This is a genomic window from Caulobacter sp. GW821-FHT11A05, from assembly GCF_058809015.1.
The window spans coordinates 89,768-111,267 of sequence record NZ_JBXASF010000001.1 but is presented as its reverse complement, the minus strand read 5'-3'; the positions used below and the strand labels follow the sequence as shown (position 1 = coordinate 111,267).

13 protein-coding genes are annotated in these 21,500 nt (G+C 68.1%); 5 read left to right on the top strand and 8 right to left on the bottom strand.

The genetic code is table 11. The features are described from left to right. Positions 1 to 117 precede the first annotated feature (117 nt). From sciP to AC1RSK_RS00520, 4 genes are all read right to left on the bottom strand, one after another. Positions 118 to 405, bottom strand: a complete 288-nt coding sequence (gene sciP, locus AC1RSK_RS00535) for a CtrA inhibitor SciP (protein ID WP_487296700.1) — start codon at positions 403 to 405, stop codon at positions 118 to 120. Between the two features lie 169 nt (positions 406 to 574). Continuing rightward, positions 575 to 1,978, bottom strand: a complete 1,404-nt coding sequence (locus tag AC1RSK_RS00530) for a flagellar hook-basal body complex protein (protein WP_492904546.1) — start codon at positions 1,976 to 1,978, stop codon at positions 575 to 577. A gap of 105 nt (positions 1,979 to 2,083) precedes the next feature. After that, positions 2,084 to 2,743: a flagellar hook assembly protein FlgD gene (locus tag AC1RSK_RS00525; protein WP_492904544.1), complete on the bottom strand. Its 660-nt coding sequence runs from the start codon at positions 2,741 to 2,743 to the stop codon at positions 2,084 to 2,086. Positions 2,744 to 2,754: 11 nt separating this feature from the next. Continuing rightward, positions 2,755 to 4,278 (bottom strand): flagellar hook-length control protein FliK, encoded by a 1,524-nt coding sequence (locus AC1RSK_RS00520; RefSeq protein WP_492904542.1) that lies wholly within the window; start codon positions 4,276 to 4,278, stop codon positions 2,755 to 2,757. Between the two features lie 381 nt (positions 4,279 to 4,659). Here AC1RSK_RS00520 and flgK point away from each other — a divergent pair, with 381 nt between their 5' ends. Next, positions 4,660 to 6,780, top strand: coding sequence for a flagellar hook-associated protein FlgK (gene flgK, locus AC1RSK_RS00515; protein ID WP_492904540.1), 2,121 nt, complete (start codon positions 4,660 to 4,662; stop codon positions 6,778 to 6,780). Beyond that, positions 6,777 to 7,703, top strand: a complete 927-nt coding sequence (locus AC1RSK_RS00510) for a flagellin (RefSeq protein ID WP_492904538.1) — start codon at positions 6,777 to 6,779, stop codon at positions 7,701 to 7,703. Before flgK ends, AC1RSK_RS00510 begins: the two co-directional genes overlap by 4 nt. A 96-nt stretch (positions 7,704 to 7,799) precedes the next feature. Here the strand turns inward: AC1RSK_RS00510 and AC1RSK_RS00505 are convergent, their stop codons facing one another. Further along, positions 7,800 to 13,106: a DUF8508 domain-containing protein gene (locus AC1RSK_RS00505; protein ID WP_492904536.1), complete on the bottom strand. Its 5,307-nt coding sequence runs from the start codon at positions 13,104 to 13,106 to the stop codon at positions 7,800 to 7,802. A gap of 288 nt (positions 13,107 to 13,394) precedes the next feature. On the opposite strand from AC1RSK_RS00505, the gene AC1RSK_RS00500 reads away from it, so the two are divergent. Next, positions 13,395 to 13,808 carry a VOC family protein gene (locus AC1RSK_RS00500; protein ID WP_492904534.1) on the top strand — a complete coding sequence of 138 codons (414 nt, stop codon included), beginning with the start codon at positions 13,395 to 13,397 and terminating at the stop codon, positions 13,806 to 13,808. Positions 13,809 to 13,989: 181 nt separating this feature from the next. Next, on the top strand, positions 13,990 to 14,388 hold the full coding sequence (locus tag AC1RSK_RS00495) for a DUF4345 family protein (RefSeq protein ID WP_492904532.1): 399 nt from the start codon (positions 13,990 to 13,992) through the stop codon (positions 14,386 to 14,388). A gap of 75 nt (positions 14,389 to 14,463) precedes the next feature. Here the strand turns inward: AC1RSK_RS00495 and AC1RSK_RS00490 are convergent, their stop codons facing one another. Then, positions 14,464 to 17,031: a TonB-dependent receptor gene (locus AC1RSK_RS00490; protein ID WP_492904530.1), complete on the bottom strand. Its 2,568-nt coding sequence runs from the start codon at positions 17,029 to 17,031 to the stop codon at positions 14,464 to 14,466. Positions 17,032 to 17,234: 203 nt separating this feature from the next. Next, positions 17,235 to 18,419: a Na+/H+ antiporter NhaA gene (gene nhaA / locus AC1RSK_RS00485; protein WP_492904528.1), complete on the bottom strand. Its 1,185-nt coding sequence runs from the start codon at positions 18,417 to 18,419 to the stop codon at positions 17,235 to 17,237. Positions 18,420 to 18,503: 84 nt separating this feature from the next. Here nhaA and AC1RSK_RS00480 point away from each other — a divergent pair, with 84 nt between their 5' ends. Beyond that, on the top strand, positions 18,504 to 19,919 hold the full coding sequence (locus AC1RSK_RS00480) for a protein adenylyltransferase SelO (RefSeq protein ID WP_492904526.1): 1,416 nt from the start codon (positions 18,504 to 18,506) through the stop codon (positions 19,917 to 19,919). Positions 19,920 to 19,966: 47 nt separating this feature from the next. Here AC1RSK_RS00480 and AC1RSK_RS00475 read toward each other — a convergent pair whose 3' ends face one another. Beyond that, complete coding sequence (locus tag AC1RSK_RS00475; RefSeq protein ID WP_492904524.1) at positions 19,967 to 21,433, bottom strand: sensor histidine kinase; 1,467 nt, start codon at positions 21,431 to 21,433, stop codon at positions 19,967 to 19,969. Positions 21,434 to 21,500 lie beyond the last annotated feature (67 nt).

Sequence of the window (21,500 nt, the reverse complement as noted above, 5' to 3'; positions counted from 1 at the left end):
CCCTTCCTTCCTCTCGGGCCTCCCCATCGGGGAAGCCAAAAAAGCAACGGCCGCGCCTCCCCTTCAGGGAGCGCGGCCGCGCCTCAAGTCGCCGAGCCATAAGGGGGGCGGAGCGGCTCAGCGATACTGTTGCAGGCGGGTCGTGCGAAGGCCCGCCAGGCCGTGCCGGTCGATCGACTGCTGCCAGTTGAGGAATTCCTCGTTGGTCAGCCGATACCGGTCACAGGCATCGTCGAGGGTGAGAAGGCCCCCACGAACCGCCGCCACGACCTCCGCCTTGCGGCGGATCACCCACCGCTCGGTGTTGGCCGGCGGCAGGTCGGACAGCGTCAGGGGCGCGCCGGTCGGGCCGATCACGTACTTCTCACCCTTGCTGTTGACCCGCTGCTGCTGCTGCTGAAGCATGGTTCTACGCCTCTCTTGGACATCACTGTTGAGGGAGACCATAGCGACCACGCGATAACATGCCGTGAATCGGTCTAGTAAAGATGCAAGTAACCACGGATTGCCCCCGTCTTAATGCGTTGTTTCATCTTGAGACACCGGCGTTAACCGACGTTAGGAACTTGGTTAATTATCTCTTGATGCTCAGAAGCTCTTCCAGCATCTGATCCGCCGTCGTGATGATCTTCGAAGAGGCCGAGTAGGCCCGCTGCGTCACGATCAAGCCGGTGAATTCGCTGGAGAGATCGACGGTCGAGGCTTCCAGGGTCGAGGGGGCGATGGAGCCCGCCCCGCCGGTGCCGGCGCCCTTGAGGCTGTAGGTGCCGCTGTCCTGGGTCACCCGGTAGGAATTGCCGTTGCTGGAGCGCAGGCCGTCCGGGTTGGCGAAGGTGGCGATGGCGACCTGGGCGATCTGGCGGCTGATGCCGTTGTCGAAGATGGCGGTGACAAAGCCGTCCTCATCGATCTCGATGTTGGTCAGGTTGCCGAAGGCGGTGCCGTTGGTGTTGACGCCCTGGACGATCGACTGGCTGTCGTACTGCGTCAGGCCGCCGGCTCCGCCGGCCAGTTCCATGCGGATATCCTGGCTGTCGACACCCAGGCCCGCGGCCCAGTTGACCTCGCCGGGGCCAGGCGCGGCGTCGGCCGAGGCCCCGAAGCTCAGCACCGGATCATCGGGATCCAGCAGGGTGGTGGCGTCGGTGTCCATCCGGCCGTCGGGGGTGAAGGCGACGATGCCGGTCTTGATCTGACCGTTGGTCAGGCCGGCCCCGGTGACGACGTCGCTGGCCGGCACGGCGCGGATCTCGGCGTACCACTGGTTGGGGGTGGCGCTCTTGAGGAAGTCGACCTGCACGGTGCGCTTGCCGCCCTTGGAGTCGGAGACCGGCACCTGGATCGAGAAGTCGGGCTTCACGCCGGTGCCCAGGTCGGCGTCGTACATGGCCATCGAGTTGGTGGCGGCGTTGTAGGTCGCCAGTTCGGCCGAGGTGGTCTGGCTGGACTTCAGGTTGGCGCTGAGCGCGATGCGGGTGGTCCGCTCGGCCGCGCCGCCGACGTTGGAGACGTTGATCGAATCCAGCCGCGACAGGTCCGACGGATCGGTGGTGATCACCCCTTCGTCGTCGACCAGCCAGCCCTGCAGATAGAGGCCGGCCTCGTTCTTCAGGTAGCCGAGGTTGTCGAGCTGGAAGGAGCCGGCGCGGGTGAAGGACCGCGCGTCGCTGGCCTGCAGGTCCTCGGCCTTCTCGGTGACCACGAAGAAGCCCTGGCCGCTGATCGCCAGGTCCGTGGAGTTGGACGTGGACTGCGGCAGGCCCTGCTGGGTCACATAGGCCCGGGTCTGGGCGGCAACGCCGCCGGCCGCGTAGGAGGCGGTGCGGTTGTTGCCCGAGACCATGGTCCCGAAATTGGCCTGGCTACGCTTGTAACCGACCGTGTTGACGTTGGAGATGTTGTCGGAAATCGCGGCCAGAGCCGACGAGTTCGCGACCAGACCAGACACCCCGGCGAGCATGGCGCTGTTGATGCTCATTGGTTTCTTATCCTTGCCTAAGCGAAAAGGGTTTCATCAGGCGCGTGCTGCGTTTGCGGAGGTCCGCGTCGGAGCCGTTCTGGCCCCGCTTGTTGGAGGGGCTCGTCAGATCGTGTTGCTGACGGCCGTGACGGCGGTGATCGGCACCTTGGTCTTGCCGATCGTGACGATGTTGGTGCCATCGACCGTCTGCACGCCCGTGGCGACGCCGGTCAGGGTCTGGATGGCGGTGATCTTGGCGCCGGCCGAGTCGGTGGCGGTGATCCGCAGGCCGTAGTCGCCGTCGGCGAGCTGCGTGCCCAGATTGGTCTTGCCGTCCCACTCGAAGGTCTGGTTGCCCGAGCCGACGCCGGTCAGGGCCTTGCTGGCCACCGTCTTGCCGGTGCTGTCGATGACCTCGAGCGTCACCTCGGAGGCGGCGCGCGGCAGGTTGTAGCTCCAGGTCGCCTCGCCATCCTTCAGGCTGGAGGCGGCCGTGGTGGCGGTCACCGTCTTGCCGATCAGGTTGACCGAGTCGGCCAGGCCGCCGTCGCTCATGCCGACCAGGGCCGCCAGCAGGTCGTTGGTCAGCAGCTGCTGCTCGACGCCGGTCATCTGGACGATCTGTTGCGTGAACTGGCTCGAGTCCATCGGCGACAGCGGGTCCTGGTTCTTCAGCTGGGTGGTCAGCAGGCTGAGGAAGGTCTCGGTGCTGTCGGCCAGCCGCGTGCGGCTGTCGGTGATCTTGTCGAGGACATTCGTGCCGGAGGAGACGGAATCGACCATGGAGAGGCGTCCTAAATCAACAGATCCAGGCCACGACGGGCCTGGTAGCGGATGGGGGCGGCGGCCAGGTCTTCGTCGAGCGCGCCGAGCGCCCGGGCGAAGGCCTTGCCGGCCAGATCGGTGTTCGCGGCCTGGCCTTCGGCCTGCTGCTGGCGGCGCTCGCCGCTGAAATCGAAGCTCAGGGCGCCTTCGGCCAGGCTGAAGCCGGCCTGTTCCAGCGCCGTGCGCAGTTCCTGGACCCGGCCGCGCAGCTCGCTCAGGCCGAGCGCGCTGTCGAAGCCGAGCTGGGCGGTCAGCCTGCCGTCGGAGGCGATCTCGACGCTGACGTCGACCTTGCCGAGGCCATGCGGATCGAGCTGCAGGTCGAACCTGGTCGACTGGCCTTCCAGCTTGCTGACGATGCCGGCGGCCAGCTTGGCCACCGTCTCCGGCGCGCCGCGCACCTGGGCGGCCAGCGCCGTGGCGCCGGCGGCGACGGTTTCCAGCCGGGCGGCCAGGGTCTGGATGGCGGTCTCGCTGTTGCGAGCCGAGGCGGCCGGCGTCTCGACCTCATGGGCGGCGAGTTCGACCGGGGCGATGTCGTCAGCGGCCGTTTCGACGGCGGCGGCTTCAGCAACATCGACCGGGGCTGGCCCACTGGCCACCTCGGCCTTCTCAACCTTGGCGACCTTGCCGTCAGCGACCGGCGCGGCCCTGCGCGGCGGCGTTGGGGCCTTGGCGTCGACCGGCGGGGCGACGACGACCGGGGCGGCGACCGTCTCGGTGGTGACGTCCGACGAGGCGTCGGCGGTCAGCCGGGCGCTGACCTCGGCCTGGATCTGGGCGGCGAAGGCGGTTTCCACCGTCTGGTCGACCGAGACCTGCACGGTGGGGGCCGGAGGCGTGGAGACCGGCGCGGTGGCGGCCTGTTCGACAGGGGCCTTGGCGGTGGGGGCCTCGGCGGTCGGGTCCTGGGCGTTGGGCAGCAGGTTCTGCAGCGATTGGGCGGCGGTCTGCCCCTGCATCGGCTTCATGCGCTCGAGGATGGCCGGATCGACGGCTTCGGGCGCCTGTTGGCGCAGCAGGGCGTCGAGCGCCGTGGCGGCGGCCTGCACAGCGGACGTTGTCGGCGCGGATGCCTCCGGGATCGTCTCGGTCGCGGCCGGAACCAGCTCGGACTGGGCCGAGGCGAGATCGCCGGCGAACGGGCCCTTGGCTTGCGGCACGGCGCAGGTCACCGGCGTCGCGGCGGCCGCGTCTTCGCCGACCGGCGCCTGGGCGGCCGGCGTCTGGCCCAAGGTCTGGGTCAGCCAGGCGGCGGCGCCGGCCTGGCCCAGCAGGGCGGCGAGGTCGCCATTGCCGGCCGGCGTTTCGGCCGTGGTCTCCGGAGCCGCCTCGCCGGTCGTCGTCCCCTGCTCGCCCGTGCTCTGTAGCGACTGGGTCAGCATGGCCAGCAGGGCCTCGAAGCCGCCCAGCGCCGCGCCTGAAGCATCGCCCATCGCCAGCCGGGACGCCGGCTGGGCGAAGGTGGTCAGGATGGAGGCAGGCGCGGTCATGGCGCGTGGGGACCCAACAGGGCTGGAGGAAGTTTGGCGGCGCCTACTGCGCCCGGCTCATTCGGACCTCCCCAAGCAACCCCCGGGCCAACACATCAAACTGTTGTTTTTATTGAATTATGTCCCGCCACCCCGGCCTCTTCCCGTTAACACCTGTGGCGAATCTTGCCGGGCTGGCCCGGTCGAAAAGGACCGGCGGCGGAGCGTTTGCGCATCTGGCGCCGTCCTTGCGCAGGTCTGCTCAACCATTTCCGGCGCTTCAGAAAGAAGCCCAGTAAAATCAATAGCTTGGTTTGGACCCTATACGCGCGGGCATGGCCCCGCCCGGCAGAAACAGCCGGATAGCGTCAGGTCTTGCCGGGCAGGAGTTGCGAAGGGCCCATGTCCCTCACCAGCATCATGTCTTCGGCCACCACCGGCCTGATGGCGGCCCAGACCGGCCTGCGGGCGGTCTCGGACAACATCGCCAACGTCAACACCACCGGCTACGTCCGCAAGACGCTCAGCCTGCAACCGCTCATCTCGCAAGGGCTCGGCGTCGGGGTCGACGTCGCCCGGGTGGTGCTGGCCAGCGACAAGTTCCTGCAGAGCGCCTCCCTCAAGGCGGCCGCCAGCGCCGGGTCGTCCGGCGCCATCGCCGATCTGCTGGACCGCGCCCAGTCGGAATTCGGCGATCCCTCGACCGGCTCCAGCTTCTTCACCCGGCTGGACAACATCTACTCGGCCTTCTCCGCCGCGGTGGACGATCCAAACTCGACGGTGCGGCGCGGCACGGCGGTCAACCAGATCAGCGACTTCCTGACCGAGTCGGGCCGCATCTCCACCCAAATCAAGAGCCTGCAGGACGAGGTCGACAGCCGCATCCAGGCCAAGGTCGAGCGGGTCAACCAGCTCCTGCAGGAGATCGACGGCCTCAACGCCGACGTCACCCGCAGCAAGGTGACGGACGGCGACTCGACCGGCTCGGAGAACCTGCAGATCCAGCGGATCAACGAGCTGAGCTCGCTGATCGACATCAACGTCCAGACCCGCGAGCAGGGCGGCGTCGTCATTCGCGCCTCGGACGGCCTGCCTCTGGCCGGCCAGGGCGGGGCGGCGAGCCTCTCCTTCGTGCGCACGACGGGCGCGGCCGGCGAGATCACCGTCACCATGGGCGGCGCCTCGGGCCCGACCTCGATGCGGGCCCGGCTGACCAGCGGCGAGATCGCCGGCCTGCTGCAGCTGCGCGATACCGACCTGCCGGCCATCAGCGCCGAGCTGGGCGAGTTCGTCTCGCGGGCGGTGGATGAACTGAACCGGGCCCACAACGCCTCCGCCAGCGTACCGCCGCCCACCGTCATGAACGGCCGCAACACCGGGCTGGACCTGCCGACCGCCGTCAGCGGCTTCACCGGCAAGACCTCGCTGGCGGTGGTGTCGTCGGCCGGGGCCCTTCAGCGCCAGATCGACATCGATTTCACCGCCGGCACCATGAGCGTCGACGGCGGCGCGGCCAGCGCCTTCACCCCGGCCAATTTCCTGACCAGCCTCAACACCGCCCTGGGGGCCATGGGCACGGCCAGCTTCACCGACGGGGCGCTCCGGCTGTCGGCGACCGGGACCAACGGCCTGGCCTTCGCCGAGGACGCCACCACGCCCTCGGCCAAGACCGGCAAGTCCTTCTCGCATTTCTTCGGCCTCAACGACCTGGTCACCAGCACCGGCTTCGCCAACTACGAGACCGGCCTGAAGACCACCGATCCGCACGGCTACACGGCCGGCGACGAGATCACCCTGCGCATCGCCGACGCCGAAGGCGCCCGCATCCGCGACATCACCGTCGCCGTGCCGGCCGGCGGCACGATGCAGGACCTGCTCAACACCCTGAACGACGGCACGGCCGGGGTCGGCCTCTATGGCCAGTTCAGCCTCGACGCCAATGGGCAGATGAGCTTCGCGCCGGGCGCCGCCGGCTACGGCATGACCGTGGTCAGCGACGGCACCGAGCGCGGGACGGGCGGGCCCTCGATCACCGAGCTGTTCGGCATCGGCGAGACACAGCGCGGCGGCCGGGCCGAGCGCTATTCCCTGCGCGGCGACATCGCCGCCAACTCCTCCAAGCTGGGCCTGGCCACACTGGACCTCGCCCAGGCGGCGGCCGGCAACCCGGTGCTGTCGGCCGGTGACGGGCGCGGCGCGCTTCTGCTGGCCCAGGCGGGGTCGTCCAACACCCGCTTCGACGCGGTCGGCACGCTCAGCAGCGTGTCGATGAGCGTCACCCGCTACGGCGCCGAACTGGCCGGCTCGATCGGCCGCCGGGCCGACGCGGCGAGCTCGCGGCAGGAGAGCGCCCAGGCGGTCGCCGAGGAGGCGACGGCGCGGCGGGCCTCGGTCGAAGGCGTCAACCTCGATGAGGAGCTGATCGCCATGACCACCTACCAGCAGGCGTTCAACGCCTCGGCCCGGATCATCCAGGCCAGCAAGGACCTCTACGACATCCTCCTCGGCATGGTGAGCTCATGAGCCGCATTTCCACCAGTCACGGCTATTCCGTCGTCCTCGCCAACCTGATGCGGGCGGGCGCCAGCCAGGAAGAGGCCCAGAACCAGGTCTCCAGCGGCCGCGTCGCCGACAGCCTGCGCGGCTTCGCCCCGCAGGTCGAACAGCTGATCGCCGCCAACTCGGTCAAGGCCCGGGTCGAGGGCTATCTCGATCAGGGCAAGCTGATGGTCTCGCGGCTGGAGGCCCAGGACCTGGCCCTACGCGAGACCGCCGACTCCGCCGACAGCGCCCGCACCACCCTGGCCGAGGCCCTGGCCTCCGACCGCGGCGACGCCATCATGGGCGAGCTGCAGGGCCACTTCCTGCGCGCCGCCGAGTCGCTCAACACCCAGCAGGGCGGCCGCTTCCTGTTCGCCGGGGCCCAGGTCAACACCCGGCCCGTCGACGCCAGCCGCCTGTCGGACCTGACCGCCGCCGCCGACGTCTCCGACCTGTTCCTCAACGACGCCCTGAAACCGGTCAACCGGCTGGACGACAACATCACCATCCAGAGCGGCTTCCTAGCCAACGAGGAAGGCACGGACCTGTTCGAGGCCTTCAAGGAGGTGCAGGCCTATGTCGAGGCCAACGGCGCCTTCTCCTCGCCGCTGACCACGGCCCAGAAGACCTTCATCGAGGGCATGCTTCCCAAGTTCGACGCCGCCAACAAGGCGTTGACCGACAGCGCCGCCCTGAACGGCGCCAACCAGGTGCGGGTCGACAACAGCCTGGCCCAGCACGAGGACCGCGCCACGCTTCTGAAGGGCGAAATCTCCGACATCGCCGAGGTCGACATGGCCGAGGCCATCAGCCGCCTGGAACAGGCCCAGACGGCTTTGCAGGCCTCGGCCCAGGTGTTCACCACCCTGCGGGGCAGCTCGCTCCTGGAACTGCTGCGGACGTAGGTCCGGTGACCGTCCCGCGCAGCGTGACTGTCACCGTCCAGCGCCGACGGTGACAATCATCCGGCTGCGCCGGAGGACAGTCACCGCCACCGCGACCTACGGGGCGTAGAGGTACCAGCCGCCGCCGACGTCGTCGGGGCCGGTCGCGATGCTGGTGTTGGCCGTCTGGTCGCCGTTGATCCGCAGCTGGTAGTCGACGCGGTTGTCGCCGTCGATGTCGTACTGGAACAGCGTCGAGTTCGTCCCCACCGTGTAGGTCAGCTTGGCCTGGCCGGCGGTGCCGTTGAACGACGCCTGGAAGTGCAGTTCGACGGCGTTCAGGCCGATCACCTCGCCGGCTTCCAGGTCGAGGATGCTGTCGGTCTCGACCGGCTGACCGACGGTCAGCGCCACGATGACGCCGCCGGCGTCGAAGTAGTCGCGGCCGGCGCCGCCGGTCAGCTTGTCGTTGCCCGCGCCGCCGAACAGCAGGTCGTCGCCGGCGCCGCCGAGCAGGGTATCGAGCCCGGCCCCGCCATAGAGGTCGTCGCTGCCGTCATTGCCGACCAGCCGGTCGTTGCCGTCCAGGCCGGACAGGCTGTTGCTGTCGTCACTGCCGGTCAGGGTGTTGTTGAGGGCGTTGCCCTCGCCGTCCTGGTTGCCGACGCCGGCGAGAATCAGGTTCTCGAGGTTGGCGCCCAGGCCGTACCCGTCGAGCGTCGTGCGGATGGTGTCGATCCCCTCGTCGGCCAGCTCGGTGACGCTGTCGGAGAAGCTGTCGACATAGTAGGTGTCGATCCCCGCCCCGCCGGCCATGACGTCATCGCCGGCCCCGCCATCCATGATGTCGTTGCCGTCACCCCCGTTGAGGGTGTCGGTCCCCAGGCCGCCAGACAGGTAGTCGGCGCCACCCAGGCCGTCGAAGCTGTCGTCGCCGCCAACGCCGTAGATCTTGTTGGCGATGCTGCTGCCGGTGATGGCCGCGCCCGCAACGTTGGTGACCTGGATGGTCTCGATGTCGGCGTCGGCGCTGAGCGCGAAGGCGGCGGCGCTGACGAACACCTTGTCCAGCGTGCCTTCGCCCGCCGTTTCCGCGACCGTGTCGGAGGCGCTGTCGACATAGTAGGTATCGTTGCCCTCCCCGCCGGCCATGTCGTCGGCGCCAGTCCCGCCGTCGAGCAGGTCATTGCCCAGGCCGCCGACCAGGTCGTCGGCCGCCGCGCCGCCGTAGAGCTTGTCGTTGTCCTCGCCGCCATCGAGGCTGTCATTGCCGGCATTGCCGTTGAGGACGTCGTTGCCGTTCTCGCCGGTCAGCACGTTGTTGAAGTTGTTGCCGTTGATGGTGTTGGCCTGCCAGCCGCCGGTGGCGTCCTGGGCATAGGCCCCGACGAGGTTCAGGGTCTCGACGTACTCCGTCATCGCATAGAAGGTCGCCGTCGACTTCACCGTGTCGAAGCCGCCGGTGGCGGTCTCGATGACGATGTCCTGGAAATCGTCCACCCAGTAGGTGTCGTAGCCGTTGCCGCCCTCCATCCAGTCGGCCCCGACGTTGCCATCCAGGATGTCGTTGCCTTCGCCGCCCAGCAGCTGGTCATCGCCGCCGCCGCCGGAGATGTTGTCGACGCCGCCGTAGCCCTCGAGGGTGTTGTTGCCGCTGTTGCCGATCAGGCGGTTGTTGACGCTGTTGCCGTTGCCGGTGTTGTCGCCAACGCCGCTGAGGGTCAGGTTCTCGAAGTTGGCCGCCAGCGTCCAGGTGACCGCGCTGATCACCGTATCCGTGCCCTGTCCGGCGATTTCGGTCAGGGAATCGAACTCATCGTCGACCATGTAGGTGTCGTTGTTGCCGCCACCAGCCATGGTGTCGGCGCCGAGGCCGCCATCAAGGATGTTGATCGTCGCGCTGCCGGTCAGGAAGTCGGCGAACTCCGAGCCGATCAGGTTCTCGATAGAGATCAGGGTGTCGCCGTCGGCCCAGCCGCCGGAGGCGGTGTGGGTGGTCAGGTTGACACTCACCGCCGCGTCGGAGCCGGTGTAGTCGACGGTGTCGAAACCGCCGCCGCCGTTCAGGGTGTCGGCCCCGAGGCTGCCCTCGATCAGGTCGTCGCCGCCCAGCGCCAGGACGGTGTCGTCGCCGGTCAGGCTGCCGCGCGTCGCCCCGAACACCGCCGTGTAGGAGGCGGCGGTGAAGACGTCATTGCCCTCGGTGGCGATGGCCGCCGAGCGCACGAACAGCAGGGAGGTCAGGCCCGGGTCGTGGTCCGACAGCTGGGTCGAGAATTCCGAGTTGATGTGGATGATGTCGTACTGGGCGCCGACCAGCAGATCGAGGCTGGCGATGATGTTGTCCAGCGCCTGGGCGTTGCCGTCGAAGCTGTAGCTGTAGCGCTCTTCCGGCGGCAGCAGCTCGATCAGGGCCTTCAGCACCTGTTCGCCGGTGACGAAGGTGCTGGGGGTGTTCCCCGTGCCGGCGACCAGCCGCTCGATCTCGCCGGTGATGATCTCGACGACCGGGAAGATCTGGAAGTCGTTGAAGTCGCCGAGCGCGATGATCTTGTCGTTCAGCGCGTCGCCGTCGCTGAGGATGGCGTCGATGAAGGTCTTCACCGCCAGGGCCTGGCTCTCGCGCTTGACCGAGTCCGAGTTCAGGGGCTCGGCGTAGTACTCACTGTCGAGGTTGGCGCCGATCAGCGCCGCCGACCCGCCCTTCGACGAGAAGTGGTTGTTGATCACCCAGAAGCTGCCGCCCTGTGTCTCGGTATAGCCGGCCGGGGTGAACTCGATCGGGATCGAGGAACGGGTGGAGGCGAAGTTGGCATCGTCCGCCTCACCGATGCGGTCGGCGGTCGGGAACTTGTAGATGTGCGAGCCCGGCGAGGTTTCGACCAGGTTGTTGCCGGCCGTCGGGGTGACCGCGGTCGGCAGGTAGAGGAAGGCCACCTGGATGTTGCCGCCGCTGACGCCGCCTTCGGTGTCGTCCACGGGGTCGGACAGGATGCCGTAATACTGGATGCCGGTGCGGTTGAAGATGGTGCTGATCAGCTGGCTCATCGTCAGGGTGGCGTCGGAGCCGCCCGTCGAGCTGTTGCCGTTGAAGTCCTGCATCTCCTGCAGGCCGATGATGTCGGGGCTGTTCAGGTTGATGGTGATGGCGTCGGACAGGTTGTCCAGGGTCGTCTGGGTGGTCACCCCGTCGCCGCCGTTGAAGCCGATCGGCGCCAGGTTGCGGACGTTGAAGGTGGCCACGGTCAGCCGGTCGAGGTTCTCCTCGATGGTCGTGGTTTCCTTGACCAGGGTCGAGGCGTTGAAGGTCACCGCCTGGGTGACGTTGACGTCGTAGAAGCCCTGGCCGTAGCTGACCACGCCGGTGACGTCGCCGCCGACCACCGTCTGGCCGGTGCTGGTGATGGCCCCGATGGAGCCGCCCAGCGCCTCGTCGTCGAGCTGGATGCGCTCGGGATTGAAGTCGAACACCTTGTCAGCCGGCAGCGTGCCGTTCGGGCTCTCGTCGCTGATCGTCAGGCCGCCGCGGCTGTTGGCGCTGTCGTTGTCGCCGACGTCCATGGTCGCCACCACCTCGCCGAACTGGGACTTGAACGGCGTGGTGGTGCGCACGTCCTGCAGCGTGACGAGCATGCCCTCCATCGATTCCCAGAAGTCGACGCCGTCGACGGTCGGGTCGAAGGCATTGGTCGTCGAACCGAGCTGGACGGTCGGCGGGGTGACGTCGGCCCCGTTGGTCGTGTCGCCAATGATGACGGCGGTCGGCAGGGCCTGGCCGGTGGCCAGCACGACGGTGCTGGTGACGGTGACCAGCTCGGTCAGGCTGAGGTTGGTCGCGCCGCCCGGCAGGAACTCGCTGACCGTCGCCGAGACGCGGATCAGGTTGCCGACGACGATCTCCGCGCCCACCGGCGTGCTGGTGAACACGAAGATGCCGTCGGAGGTGTTGCGTTCGCCGTCGCCGGTCGGATCCTGGATCCAGTAGCCGTTGCCGTCCTTGTCGATGGCGGTGACGACTCCGACGGTGGTCACCTGCTGGCCGTTGTAGCTGGAGGCGTGGCCGGCGCCCTGGATGTCGTAGATCTTCAGGGTGTCGTCGTTGATGATCGTGCCGGTCGCCGCGCCATCGGCGATGGCCGTCGCGCCGACCGTGTTCTGGATGTTGCTGATCTCGACGTTGACCGTCTCGTCGGGCTCGATAGTCAGGTCGCCGTTGACCGTGACCGTCACGGTCTCGGTCAGCGAGCCGCCGTTGGTGAAGCTGACCGTACCGCCCGCCACCGTCACATAGTCGTCGCCGGCCGTCGCCGAACCGCCGACCACGGTGTTGAAGTCGAGGGTGAACTCGGTGTTCTCATCGGTGCGGGTGACCGTGAAGGTCAGGGTCGTCGTGCCGGAATTTCCCTCGGTCACCGTCACGTCGCCGATCGAGACGGTCGGCGGGAAGTCGTCGTTGGTGATCGTGCCGATGCCCTGGCCGTCGGTGACCGTGGCCACGCCGGTGGTGTTCACGACGTTCGACAGGTTCACGAAGAACTGCTCGGTGCTCTCGAGGTCGAGGTCGCCGTTGATGGTGACGCTGACCGTCTGGGTCAGGTCGCCGCCCTGGGTGAAGGTCAGGGTGTTGGAGCCGGTGACGTAGTCGGAGCCAGCGAAGGCGGTGTCGGCGGCCGTCGCCCAGTCGATGGTGAAGGCGCCTTCGTTGCTGGTCCGGGTGACCGTGAAGGTCAGCAGCTGCGTGCCGTTGTCGCCCTCGACGATGCTGACGTCGTTGATGGTGACGTCGGAGGCGCCGGTGTCGGCGACGTTGACCGCCAGGTTGTCGATGCCGAACTCGTCACGGCTGCCCGAGCCGGTGGAGACGGCGCCCGACCAGCGGATATAGAGGTAGCCGCCGTCGGCCACGCTGGCGCCGGTGAGGGTCAGGGTCTGGTGGCTGGCGACGAAGCCCACGGCGTCCAGCGTGGCGGGCGTCGTCAGGTTGGCGGCCGAGATCGTCGTGAAGTTGACGTTGTCGGTCGACCAGGAGAAGGACAGGGCGTTCGAGCGGTCGCCGTTGTTGCGGTAGATCCAGTCGAAGTCGACGGTGATTCCGGCCCAGTTGGCGCCGCTGGTGTTGGCCAGGCGGGCGGTGATCGAGCCGGGTTCGAAATCGGTGCCGGTCGGCTGGACGATCAGCGCCTTGCCGGTGGTCGAGGGGCCGGCATAGAGGCCGCCGGCGGTCGGGTTGGTGCTGGCGATGAAGGCGCCGCGGCCGTAGTCGCCGTTCGCGATGGTGCCGCCGTAGCCCGGCTGGGCGTCGGACATGCCGAGGATGAACCAGACGTTGGAATTCAGCGTGGTTCCCGCCGCCGTTCCCTGGGTGGTCGGGGCCAGGCCGCCGCCCGTGTAGGCTTCAAACGTCTCGGAATAGATCAGGGTCATGGGACACTCCAAGCGACACGCCGCAGGCCTCGGACCAGGGCGGGAACAGGGTCAGGATGTGAATGGGACAGCCAGGGCCGGCGCAGGCGGGCGGCGCGATCGCAATCGTCATGAAACGGTACGCCCCCACTCAAACCAGAACTTAACAACCCCTTAAGATCGCACCATGACAACGGGACGACGGAAGAGTCGAATCGATTCAGCCGTCTGCGGCAGTCCGTCCACCGCCGCTTTGCAATCCGCCCCAAAACGGGTTCTAGATTCCCCCGACACGCGAAGGAGCGCCTCATGATTGATCACCTCGGCATCAACGTCGCCGACTACGCCGCCGCGCGGGCCTTCTATGACGCGGCGCTGGCGCCGCTGGGCATCTCGGTGGTCATGGAGTTCGGCCCCGAGCAGACCGGCGGGGCCCATGTCTGCGGCTACGGCAACACGTCCGACCGGCGGGACATCCAGTCCGGCAAGCCAAGCTTCTGGATCGGCACGGGCGGCGGCCCCACCGGCCCGGCCCACATCTGCTTCCTGGCCCAGGACCGGGCGGCGGTCGACGCCTTCCACGCCGCCGCCCTGGCCGCCGGCGGAACCGACAACGGCCCGCCGGGGCTTAGGCCCCTGTACCACCCCGGCTACTACGGCGCCTTCGTGTTCGACGCCGAAGGCCGCAACGTCGAGGCCGTGCACCACACCTGGCCGGGGTGAGATTCCTCGATCATCCCTCCCCTTCATGGGGAGGGTGTCACGCGTAGCGTGACGGGTGGGGTAGTCGGATGCAGCGCGCCCCTGCCCGTGATTGCCCCACCCTGACCGCTTCGCGGTCTGTCCCTCCCCATAAAGGGGAGGGAGGGTTTCGCTCCGACCTCCGAGCGATTAAGCCAGCCCCATGACCGTTCTCGGCACCCTCAATCTCGCCATCATGATCGCCGTCCTCGCCTGCTGCATCGGCGGGGTGATGGGCGGTCTGCGCATCGCCCGGCCCAAGGCCATCAAGCCCCGCGGCCGGGCCGAGGAGCGGGCCTTCGGCGGCATGCTGATCCTGGCTCACGCCGGCGCCGCCATGGGCCTGGGCTACGCCCCCAGCCTCGGCCGCCTGCTGGCCGCCGCCCTGGCGCTCGGCTGGCTGGGCGCGGCGCTGGGCCGGGTGCTGTCGCTGGTGCTCGACCGCCAGAAGGACCCGATGCTGCGCCAGGCGCTGATCCTGGAACTCCTGATGGCCCTGGCGTTGGCCCTGCCCTGGCTGGGCATCGGCGGCGGCAGTTTCGGCGGCGGGATCGAGGTCTGAAGCTTCCGACCCCATAGAAAAAGGGCGGCCCGGGTTGCCCCGGACCGCCCCGATCCTTCAGCGGGTTCTAGGAGACTAGAACTTGCTGCGCAGGGTCACGCCGACGACCCGCGGGGCGCCGAGGAAGGCGTCGTAGGTGCTGGCGCTGTTGTCACGCGCTTCGTTGTAGGGGTTGCTGGTGTCGACCTGGAAGGGGCCGTTGAAGGCCACCTGGATGTAGTCCTTGTCGAACAGGTTGTTGGCGAACAGTTCGACCGTCCACAGGCCGTCCTGGCTGCCGATGCCGACCCGGGCGTTCACCAGGGTGAAGGCTTCCTGCTCCTTGGTCGGGTGCAGGTCGGAGCCGGTGTTGTAGTCGCTGGTGTACTTCATCGAGACGTTGCCCTTGAAGGTCAGCGACTCGCCGATGTCACGCTCGTAGCTGGTGGCCAGCGAGGCCGACCATTCCGGCGCGAACGGGGCGGTGGCCCCGGGCAGGCGGAACAGGCCGTTGAACTTCGACGGATCGTGCAGGTCGAGCGCGTCGAAGTCGCCGAACTCGGTCTTGGCGTAGGTCACGCCGCCCTGGAACGACAGGCCTTCGATCGGCGAGAACCAGATGAAGTCCGCGTCGACGCCGGTCGAGGTCAGCTCGGGGATGGATTCCACGATGAAGGCCGTGCCGACGAAGGTGTTCAGCTGGAAGTCGGTGTACTCCTGGTAGAACAGGGTGGCGTTCAGCAGCAGGCTGTTGCTGAACCACTTGGTCTTGATGCCCAGTTCGTAGGAGTCGGCCTTTTCACCGTCGAAGGCGGTGTCGGGGTTGGGCTGGAAGTCAACCGCAAGGGTGTTGTTGGTGCAGGGCAGGCCGGCCAGGGTCGTGGTCGTCCGGCCGCCGAACGGGCAGGCGATGTTGACCCGGTCGAGGTTGAAGCCGCCCGACTTGTAGCCGCGGGCGTACGACCCATAGAGCATCACGTCTTCGGAGATGTCCCAGGCCAGCTTGAGGGTTCCGGTCAGCTCTTCTTCGCTGCGGTCCTGGGTGAAGGTTCCCAGCGCGTCGAAGTCGTTGTTCTGGGCGTTGAGGCAGAGACCGCCGACGACCTGCACCGCCTGCGCCGCGCCGCCCGGCAGGCCGGCCGCCAGGGCCGCGAACGCCGCTTCACCCTGATCACAGGACGAACCCGTGGTGGTGTAGTCGGTGGTCAGCGACTTGTCGGACCAGGTGTAGCGCAGGCCCGCCGTCAGCTTGAGGCTGTCGGTGATCGACCAGGTGTTGTCGGTGAAGATGGCGAAGGTTTCGTCGGTCTGCGCGTAGCGGTCGTCCGAACCGTTGCCGGCTTGGTAGACGGTGCCCGGCAGCAGGCCGATGGCGGCCGGAGCGTTGCCCAGCACGCCAGAGGCGAAATAGGCGTAGTAGTCCGTGCCGTAGAGCAGGCGCGAGCGGTTATCGAGGTCTTCCTTGGCGTAGAAGGTCCCGACCAGCCAGTTGACCGGACCCAGTTCGCCGTTGGCGCGGAATTCCTGGCTGAACTGGCCGAACTCGACGTAGTTGGTGCCGTCGTCCGGACGGTAGACCAGGTCGGCGGCGGTGAAGTCGCTGTCCTGGCCGGTCTCGGCTTTCCAGTTGCGGAAGGCGGTGATCGAAGTCAGGGCGATGCCGTCGAAGACGTCCCAGTTGACCTCAGCTGAGAAGCCCTTGTCCTGGATGAACTGCTTGGTCGAGCGGTTGCCGTAGGCCTGGCGGCTGAAGACGTTCTCGTTGGTGCTGGCGTTGATGCCGTTCGGCTGCACCGCGTTGACCATGGCCGCGCGGCTGGGGAAGCCGGCGACGCTGCCATCGCCGACCTGCAGCTGGGTGGCCAGGCAGCACATCTCGTCGCGCTCGGTGTAGTCGGCGATCATGCGGATGCTGAGCGTGTCGCTGGGCGTGGCGAGGATCTGGCCGCGGATGGTCCAGAAGTCCTGGTTGACGTCTTCGTCCGAGGTGCGCGGACCGTCGCCGGTCTCGACATCGAGGAAGCCGTCGCGCTGGCGCTTGGCGAAGAAGATGCGGCCGGCGACGTTGTCGCCGAAGATCGGGCCGGTGACCGAGGCCGAGCCGCCGATGGTGCCGTATTCGCCGGCGGTCAGCTCGGCGTTGCCGCCGAATTCGAATTCCGGCTCGGCGGTCAGGATGTTGATGACGCCGGCCGAGGTGTTCTTGCCGAACAGGGTGCCTTGCGGGCCCTTCAGCACTTCGATGCGTTCCAGTTCGCCCAGATCGCCGAAGCTGACGCCGTTACGCGGGCGGTAGACGCCGTCGATGACGATGCCGACCGAGGATTCCAGACCCGGGTTGTCGCCGACCGTGCCGACGCCGCGGATACGGGCGGTGGTGACGGTCTCGTTCGAGGTCGAGGTGACGGTCAGGCCGGGGGTGAGGATCTGCAGATCCTTGATGTCCTTGACGCCGGCGTCCTGCATCAGCTCGCCCGACAGGGCGGTGACGGTGGCCGGGACGTCCTGCAGGTTCTGTTCGCGCTTGTTGACGGTGACGACGATGGTGTCGACGGTGTTTTCGTCAGCGGGAGCCGGCTCTTCTTGCGCGAAGGCGGCGGTCGACATGATGGCGGAAAGCACGACGGCGGAAGCCGACGCGCGCAGCAGATGACGGATGTTCATGTCCTGTCCTGGGCAAAATTTTTGCGCGCGGGTGTCAGCCGCGCGGGTTTGGGGAGGCTGAAGGGACCGAGGAAGCCCTATCAACTTGACCCCCGTGCCCTAGGGTCGTTGAACGCGCTCAGGCAAGATTAATCCCTTGTAACACAACGGAAAATGGCCAACTCGTGTCGGTGATGTGACAGCAGAGGCGTCAAAAAACTGCGTTATTCTGACGCGGGATTCAAAAGCGCCGCTTTTGTGGGCGCCAATCGCAACACAAGGGCCCCTGCCACAATAGACAGCAGCGAGCCGCCGATGACGCCCAGCTGCACCTGGGTCGCCGCCGCGCCGTCATGAAAGGCCAGGCCGCCGATGAACAGGCTCATGGTGAAGCCGACGCCGCAGAGCATGGAGACGCCCAGGATCTGCAACAAACTGGCGTCGGTCGGCCGCTCGCCGAGTTTCAGGATGATGGCGAGAAAGGCCGCGCCGGCCACCCCGATCGGCTTGCCGACCACCAGGCCCAGCAGGATGCCGAGCGGCAGCGGGGCCGCCAGGTCGCCGAACGACAGGGCCGAGAAGGAGAAGCCGGCGGCGGCGAAGGCGAAGATCGGCAGGATGGCCCAGGCGACGTAAGGGTGCATGTCGTGCATCAGCCCCTTGAGCCGGCCCTTCTCGCCGGGCGCTCCAATCGGAATGGTCATCGCCGCCGCCACCGCCGCCAATGAGGTGTTGACCCCCGACCCCAGGGTCAGCAGCCAGGCCAGCACGGCGAGGGCCACGTAGAAGGTCAGCGGCGCCTTCTTCCACAGGCTCAAGGCGGCCATGGCGGCGATGCAGAGCCCGGCCCCGACCAGCAGGACCAGGTTGATCTTGGCGGTGAACAGCAGGCCGATCAGCGCCACCGCCCCCAGGTCGTCGGCGATGGCCAGGGTGAGCAGGAAGACTCTCAAGGCCGGCGGCGCGCGCGGCGCGGCTATGGCCAGGGCGGCGAGGGCGAAGGCGATGTCGGTCGCCGTCGGGATCGGCCAGCCATTGGGGTGTCCGCCCGGGCCGAGGTTCAGCGACAGATAGACCAGCGCCGGCGCGACCATGCCGCCCACCGCCGCCAGCACCGGCAGGGCCAGCTTCTTCGGATTGGAAAGCTCGCCGCGCAGCACCTCGTACTTGATCTCCAGCCCGACGACAAAAAAGAACACGGCCATCAGCCCGTCCTTGATCCATTTGAGGACCGACTTGGTCTCCTCGAACGGGCCGATCTGCAAGGTCAGCGGGTATTTGACGATGTGGAAATAACTGTCGGCCCAGGGGGTGTTGGCCCAGATCAGGGCGATGGCCGCGGCCAGCGCCAGGGCGGCGCCGGAGGCCGCTTCGGTCTTCAGGAACTCGAGGGTCGGCCGCTGGGTCATGACCTTGCGGTATCAAGGCGCGGCGGCGTCCGAAAGCAAAACCGGCCTTGCGGCCACCGGTTTTCGGCCGCATCTGGACCGTCGATGCCCGTCTCCCCCCTCTACCGCCCCGATCCGTGCTTCATGACCCTGGGCCCGGAGTTCGCCGACCCGGTCCGCCCGGCCGAGTTTCCGAAGACCATCCTGCGCTGGCGCCACGACCGGGCGGCCGCCTCGGTGGGACTGAAGGGCCTGAGCGAGGCCGAATGGATCGCCCACTTCGGCCGCTTCGAACCGCTGCCGGACAACCAGCCCGGCCCGCTGGCCATGCGCTACCACGGCCACCAGTTCCGCACCTACAACCCCGACCTCGGCGACGGCCGCGGCTTCCTGTTCGCCCAGCTTCGGGAGTCGGGCTCCGATCGCCTGCTCGACCTGGCCACCAAGGGATCAGGCCAGACCCCGTGGTCGCGGCGCGGCGACGGGCGGCTGACCCTCAAGGGCGGCATGCGCGAGATCCTCGCCGCCGCCATGCTGGAGGCGCTCGGCGTGCCGACCAGCCGGGCGTTCTCGCTGATCGAGACCGGCGAGGACCTGCAGCGCAATGACGAGCCCAGCCCGACCCGCTCGGCGGTGCTGACCCGGCTGTCGCACAGCCACATCCGCTTCGGGACCTTCCAGCGCCAGGCCTTCCATGAGCGGGCCGACAACATCGCCCGGCTCGTCGACCATGCGATCGAGACCTATTACCCGCATCTGGCCGGGGAGCCGGACCGGCCGGTGGCCCTGCTGCGGGAAACGGTGTCGCGCACCGCGCATCTGGTGGCCCGCTGGATGTCGGCCGGCTTCGTGCATGGGGTGCTCAACACCGACAATATGGTCGTCACCGGCGAGAGCTTCGACTACGGCCCCTGGCGCTTCCTGCCGCGCAACGACCCGAACTTCACCGCCGCCTATTTCGACGAGACCGGCCTCTACAGCTTCGGCCGCCAGCCGGAGGCGGCCTTCTGGAACCTGCAGCAGCTGGCCGGCTGCCTGGTGCAGGTCGCCGAGAGCGACCGGCTGATCGAGGCGCTCAACGGTTTCGCCCCGGCCTACCGCGACGCGCTGCGCTCCGCGATGATCGGCCGGCTGGGTCTGAAGTCCCGGGACACGGAAACCGACATCGACCTGGTCAACGCCGCCTTCAAGGCCCTGGCCGAAGGCGGCGAGGCGTTGCGCTGGGAGCCCTTCTTCTTCGACTGGTTCTGCGGCGACGAGGCCCGGGCGATGGCTGGGCCGAGGGCGGCGGTCTACGGCGGCGAGGCGTTCGGCGACTTCCGCCGGCTGCTGGCCGGCTATGAGGCCGGCCGGCCCGAACGCCTGGCCCATCCGATGTTCGCGGCGCCCGAGCCGGTCGAGATGCTGATCGACGAGGTCGAGGCCCTCTGGGCGCCGATCGCCGAGGCCGATGACTGGGGGCCGCTGTACGCGAAGCTGGAGGTGATCGAAGGCGCGCGGGTGGGCTGGGGGCTGAGCTAAGAGGGGACACATTGAATTTCGCGAGCGAAATTCAATGTGTCCCCGTTTCAGGCCTTCGCCTTCTTCGGCTTCTCCGGTTCCGGCAGGCGCAGTTCGAACACCGTGCCGTCCGGTCCCGTGCCGGCCATGGTCAAATCGCCGCCGTGCGCCTGGGCCAGTTCCCGCGAGATGGCCAGGCCAAGGCCTGTACCGCCGTGCCGCGCCGAGCCGGCGAAGGGTTGGAACAGATGGGCCAGGGCGCGTTCGGGCAGGCCCGGGCCATTGTCGGCGATGCGCAGGATGCTGACCCCTGGCTCCTTCACCAGACTGACGGTGATCTGGCCGCCCTCCTCGCGGACCACGGTCGCCATCGCCTGGCGGGCGTTGCGCATCAGGTTCATCAGGATGCGGTGCAGCTGGTCCGGGTCGGCGGTGACCGACGCCCGGGCCGGGGCCTCGACCTTCAAGGCCACCTCGTCCTTCTCCAGCGCCGCGTCCTCGGCCGCCGCCTCCAGCGCCGCCCGGAGCGGCACGGCCTTGAGGTCCGGCGCCGCCTCGCCGGTGCGGCCGTAGGCCAGGACGTTGGTCGCCAGGGTCACCGCCCGGTCCAGCGCCCGCTCCAGACGCGGCATGGCCTGGGCCACCTTCGGATCGCCGATCGCCGCCAGCCGGTCGGAGGCGATCTGGGCGCTGGTCAGCATGTTGCGCAGGTCGTGGTTGATCTTGGCCACCGCCTCGCCGAGCGCCGCCAGGCGGGCGCGGCTGTTCAGCGCCGCCACCAGGTCCGACTGCATGCGTTCGAGCTCGGCCTCGGCGCGGCCGATCTCGTCGCGGCGGCCGCTGGTCTCGACGCGCGCGGCCGGATCCTCGGGATCGGCCCGGAAGCGTTCGATCGAGCGGGTGATCCGCTGCATCGGCCGCACCAGGAAGGCGTTGAGCGACAGATAGACCAGGCCGCCGACGACGATGGCCGAGAAGACGGTGACGAACAGCGCCTGCCACAGGTAGCTGATCAGCTCGGCCCTCAGGCTGTCGTCGGGCACGACGATATCGATGAATTCCGAATCCTTCAGCAGCCGCGGCTCGGAGACGACGCGGACCATCCGGCCCTTGCCGCCGAACAGGGTCTGGAACGGGGCGCTGAACCAGCTGAGCGGGTTCTGCTGGCGCAGGTCGACCAGGTAGAGGTTGGGCAGGGTGCGGGGCGCGGCCAGCACCAGGCGGCGCATGCCGTCGGTCTGGATGGCCACCGAAACCACGCCCGCCCCGTCCAGCAGCCGCCGCGACAGGTCCTGGGTGATCCGGCCGTCGGGGGCGACCTCGGTGGCCATGACCGCCAGTTCGGCCGAGCGCACGCGGTCGAGCAGCCACTGCTCCTCGAAGCTGGCCAGGGCGGCGGGCAGGACGAACAGGGCGGCCAGGGTGACGAACAGGCTGGTCAGCACCAGCAGGCGCGCCGACAGGCCGCCGGGCCAGAGCCATCGGCGTGTCGGAGGGGCGGTCTTCGTCGCGAGCGGCGGCGCGGCCTCGGCCATGGCTGTCAGGTGTAGGTCAGGCGGAGAGGCCGCGCAACGCGGCGCAAGTTCGCGCGGATGGGGAATT

Bases quoted from the DNA above. Each gene is read 5' to 3' on its own strand.
- AC1RSK_RS00530 (WP_492904546.1), bottom strand. From the start codon at position 1,978: ATGAGCATCAACAGCGCCATGCTCGCCGGGGTGTCTGGTCTGGTCGCG.
- AC1RSK_RS00505 (WP_492904536.1), bottom strand. From the start codon at position 13,106: ATGACCCTGATCTATTCCGAGACGTTTGAAGCCTACACGGGCGGCGGC.
- sciP (WP_487296700.1), bottom strand. From the start codon at position 405: ATGCTTCAGCAGCAGCAGCAGCGGGTCAACAGCAAGGGTGAGAAGTAC.
- nhaA (WP_492904528.1), bottom strand. From the start codon at position 18,419: ATGACCCAGCGGCCGACCCTCGAGTTCCTGAAGACCGAAGCGGCCTCC.
- AC1RSK_RS00480 (WP_492904526.1), top strand. From the start codon at position 18,504: ATGCCCGTCTCCCCCCTCTACCGCCCCGATCCGTGCTTCATGACCCTG.
- AC1RSK_RS00520 (WP_492904542.1), bottom strand. From the start codon at position 4,278: ATGACCGCGCCTGCCTCCATCCTGACCACCTTCGCCCAGCCGGCGTCC.
- AC1RSK_RS00510 (WP_492904538.1), top strand. From the start codon at position 6,777: ATGAGCCGCATTTCCACCAGTCACGGCTATTCCGTCGTCCTCGCCAAC.
- AC1RSK_RS00525 (WP_492904544.1), bottom strand. From the start codon at position 2,743: ATGGTCGATTCCGTCTCCTCCGGCACGAATGTCCTCGACAAGATCACC.
- AC1RSK_RS00490 (WP_492904530.1), bottom strand. From the start codon at position 17,031: ATGAACATCCGTCATCTGCTGCGCGCGTCGGCTTCCGCCGTCGTGCTT.
- flgK (WP_492904540.1), top strand. From the start codon at position 4,660: ATGTCCCTCACCAGCATCATGTCTTCGGCCACCACCGGCCTGATGGCG.
- AC1RSK_RS00475 (WP_492904524.1), bottom strand. From the start codon at position 21,433: ATGGCCGAGGCCGCGCCGCCGCTCGCGACGAAGACCGCCCCTCCGACA.
- AC1RSK_RS00495 (WP_492904532.1), top strand. From the start codon at position 13,990: ATGACCGTTCTCGGCACCCTCAATCTCGCCATCATGATCGCCGTCCTC.
- AC1RSK_RS00500 (WP_492904534.1), top strand. From the start codon at position 13,395: ATGATTGATCACCTCGGCATCAACGTCGCCGACTACGCCGCCGCGCGG.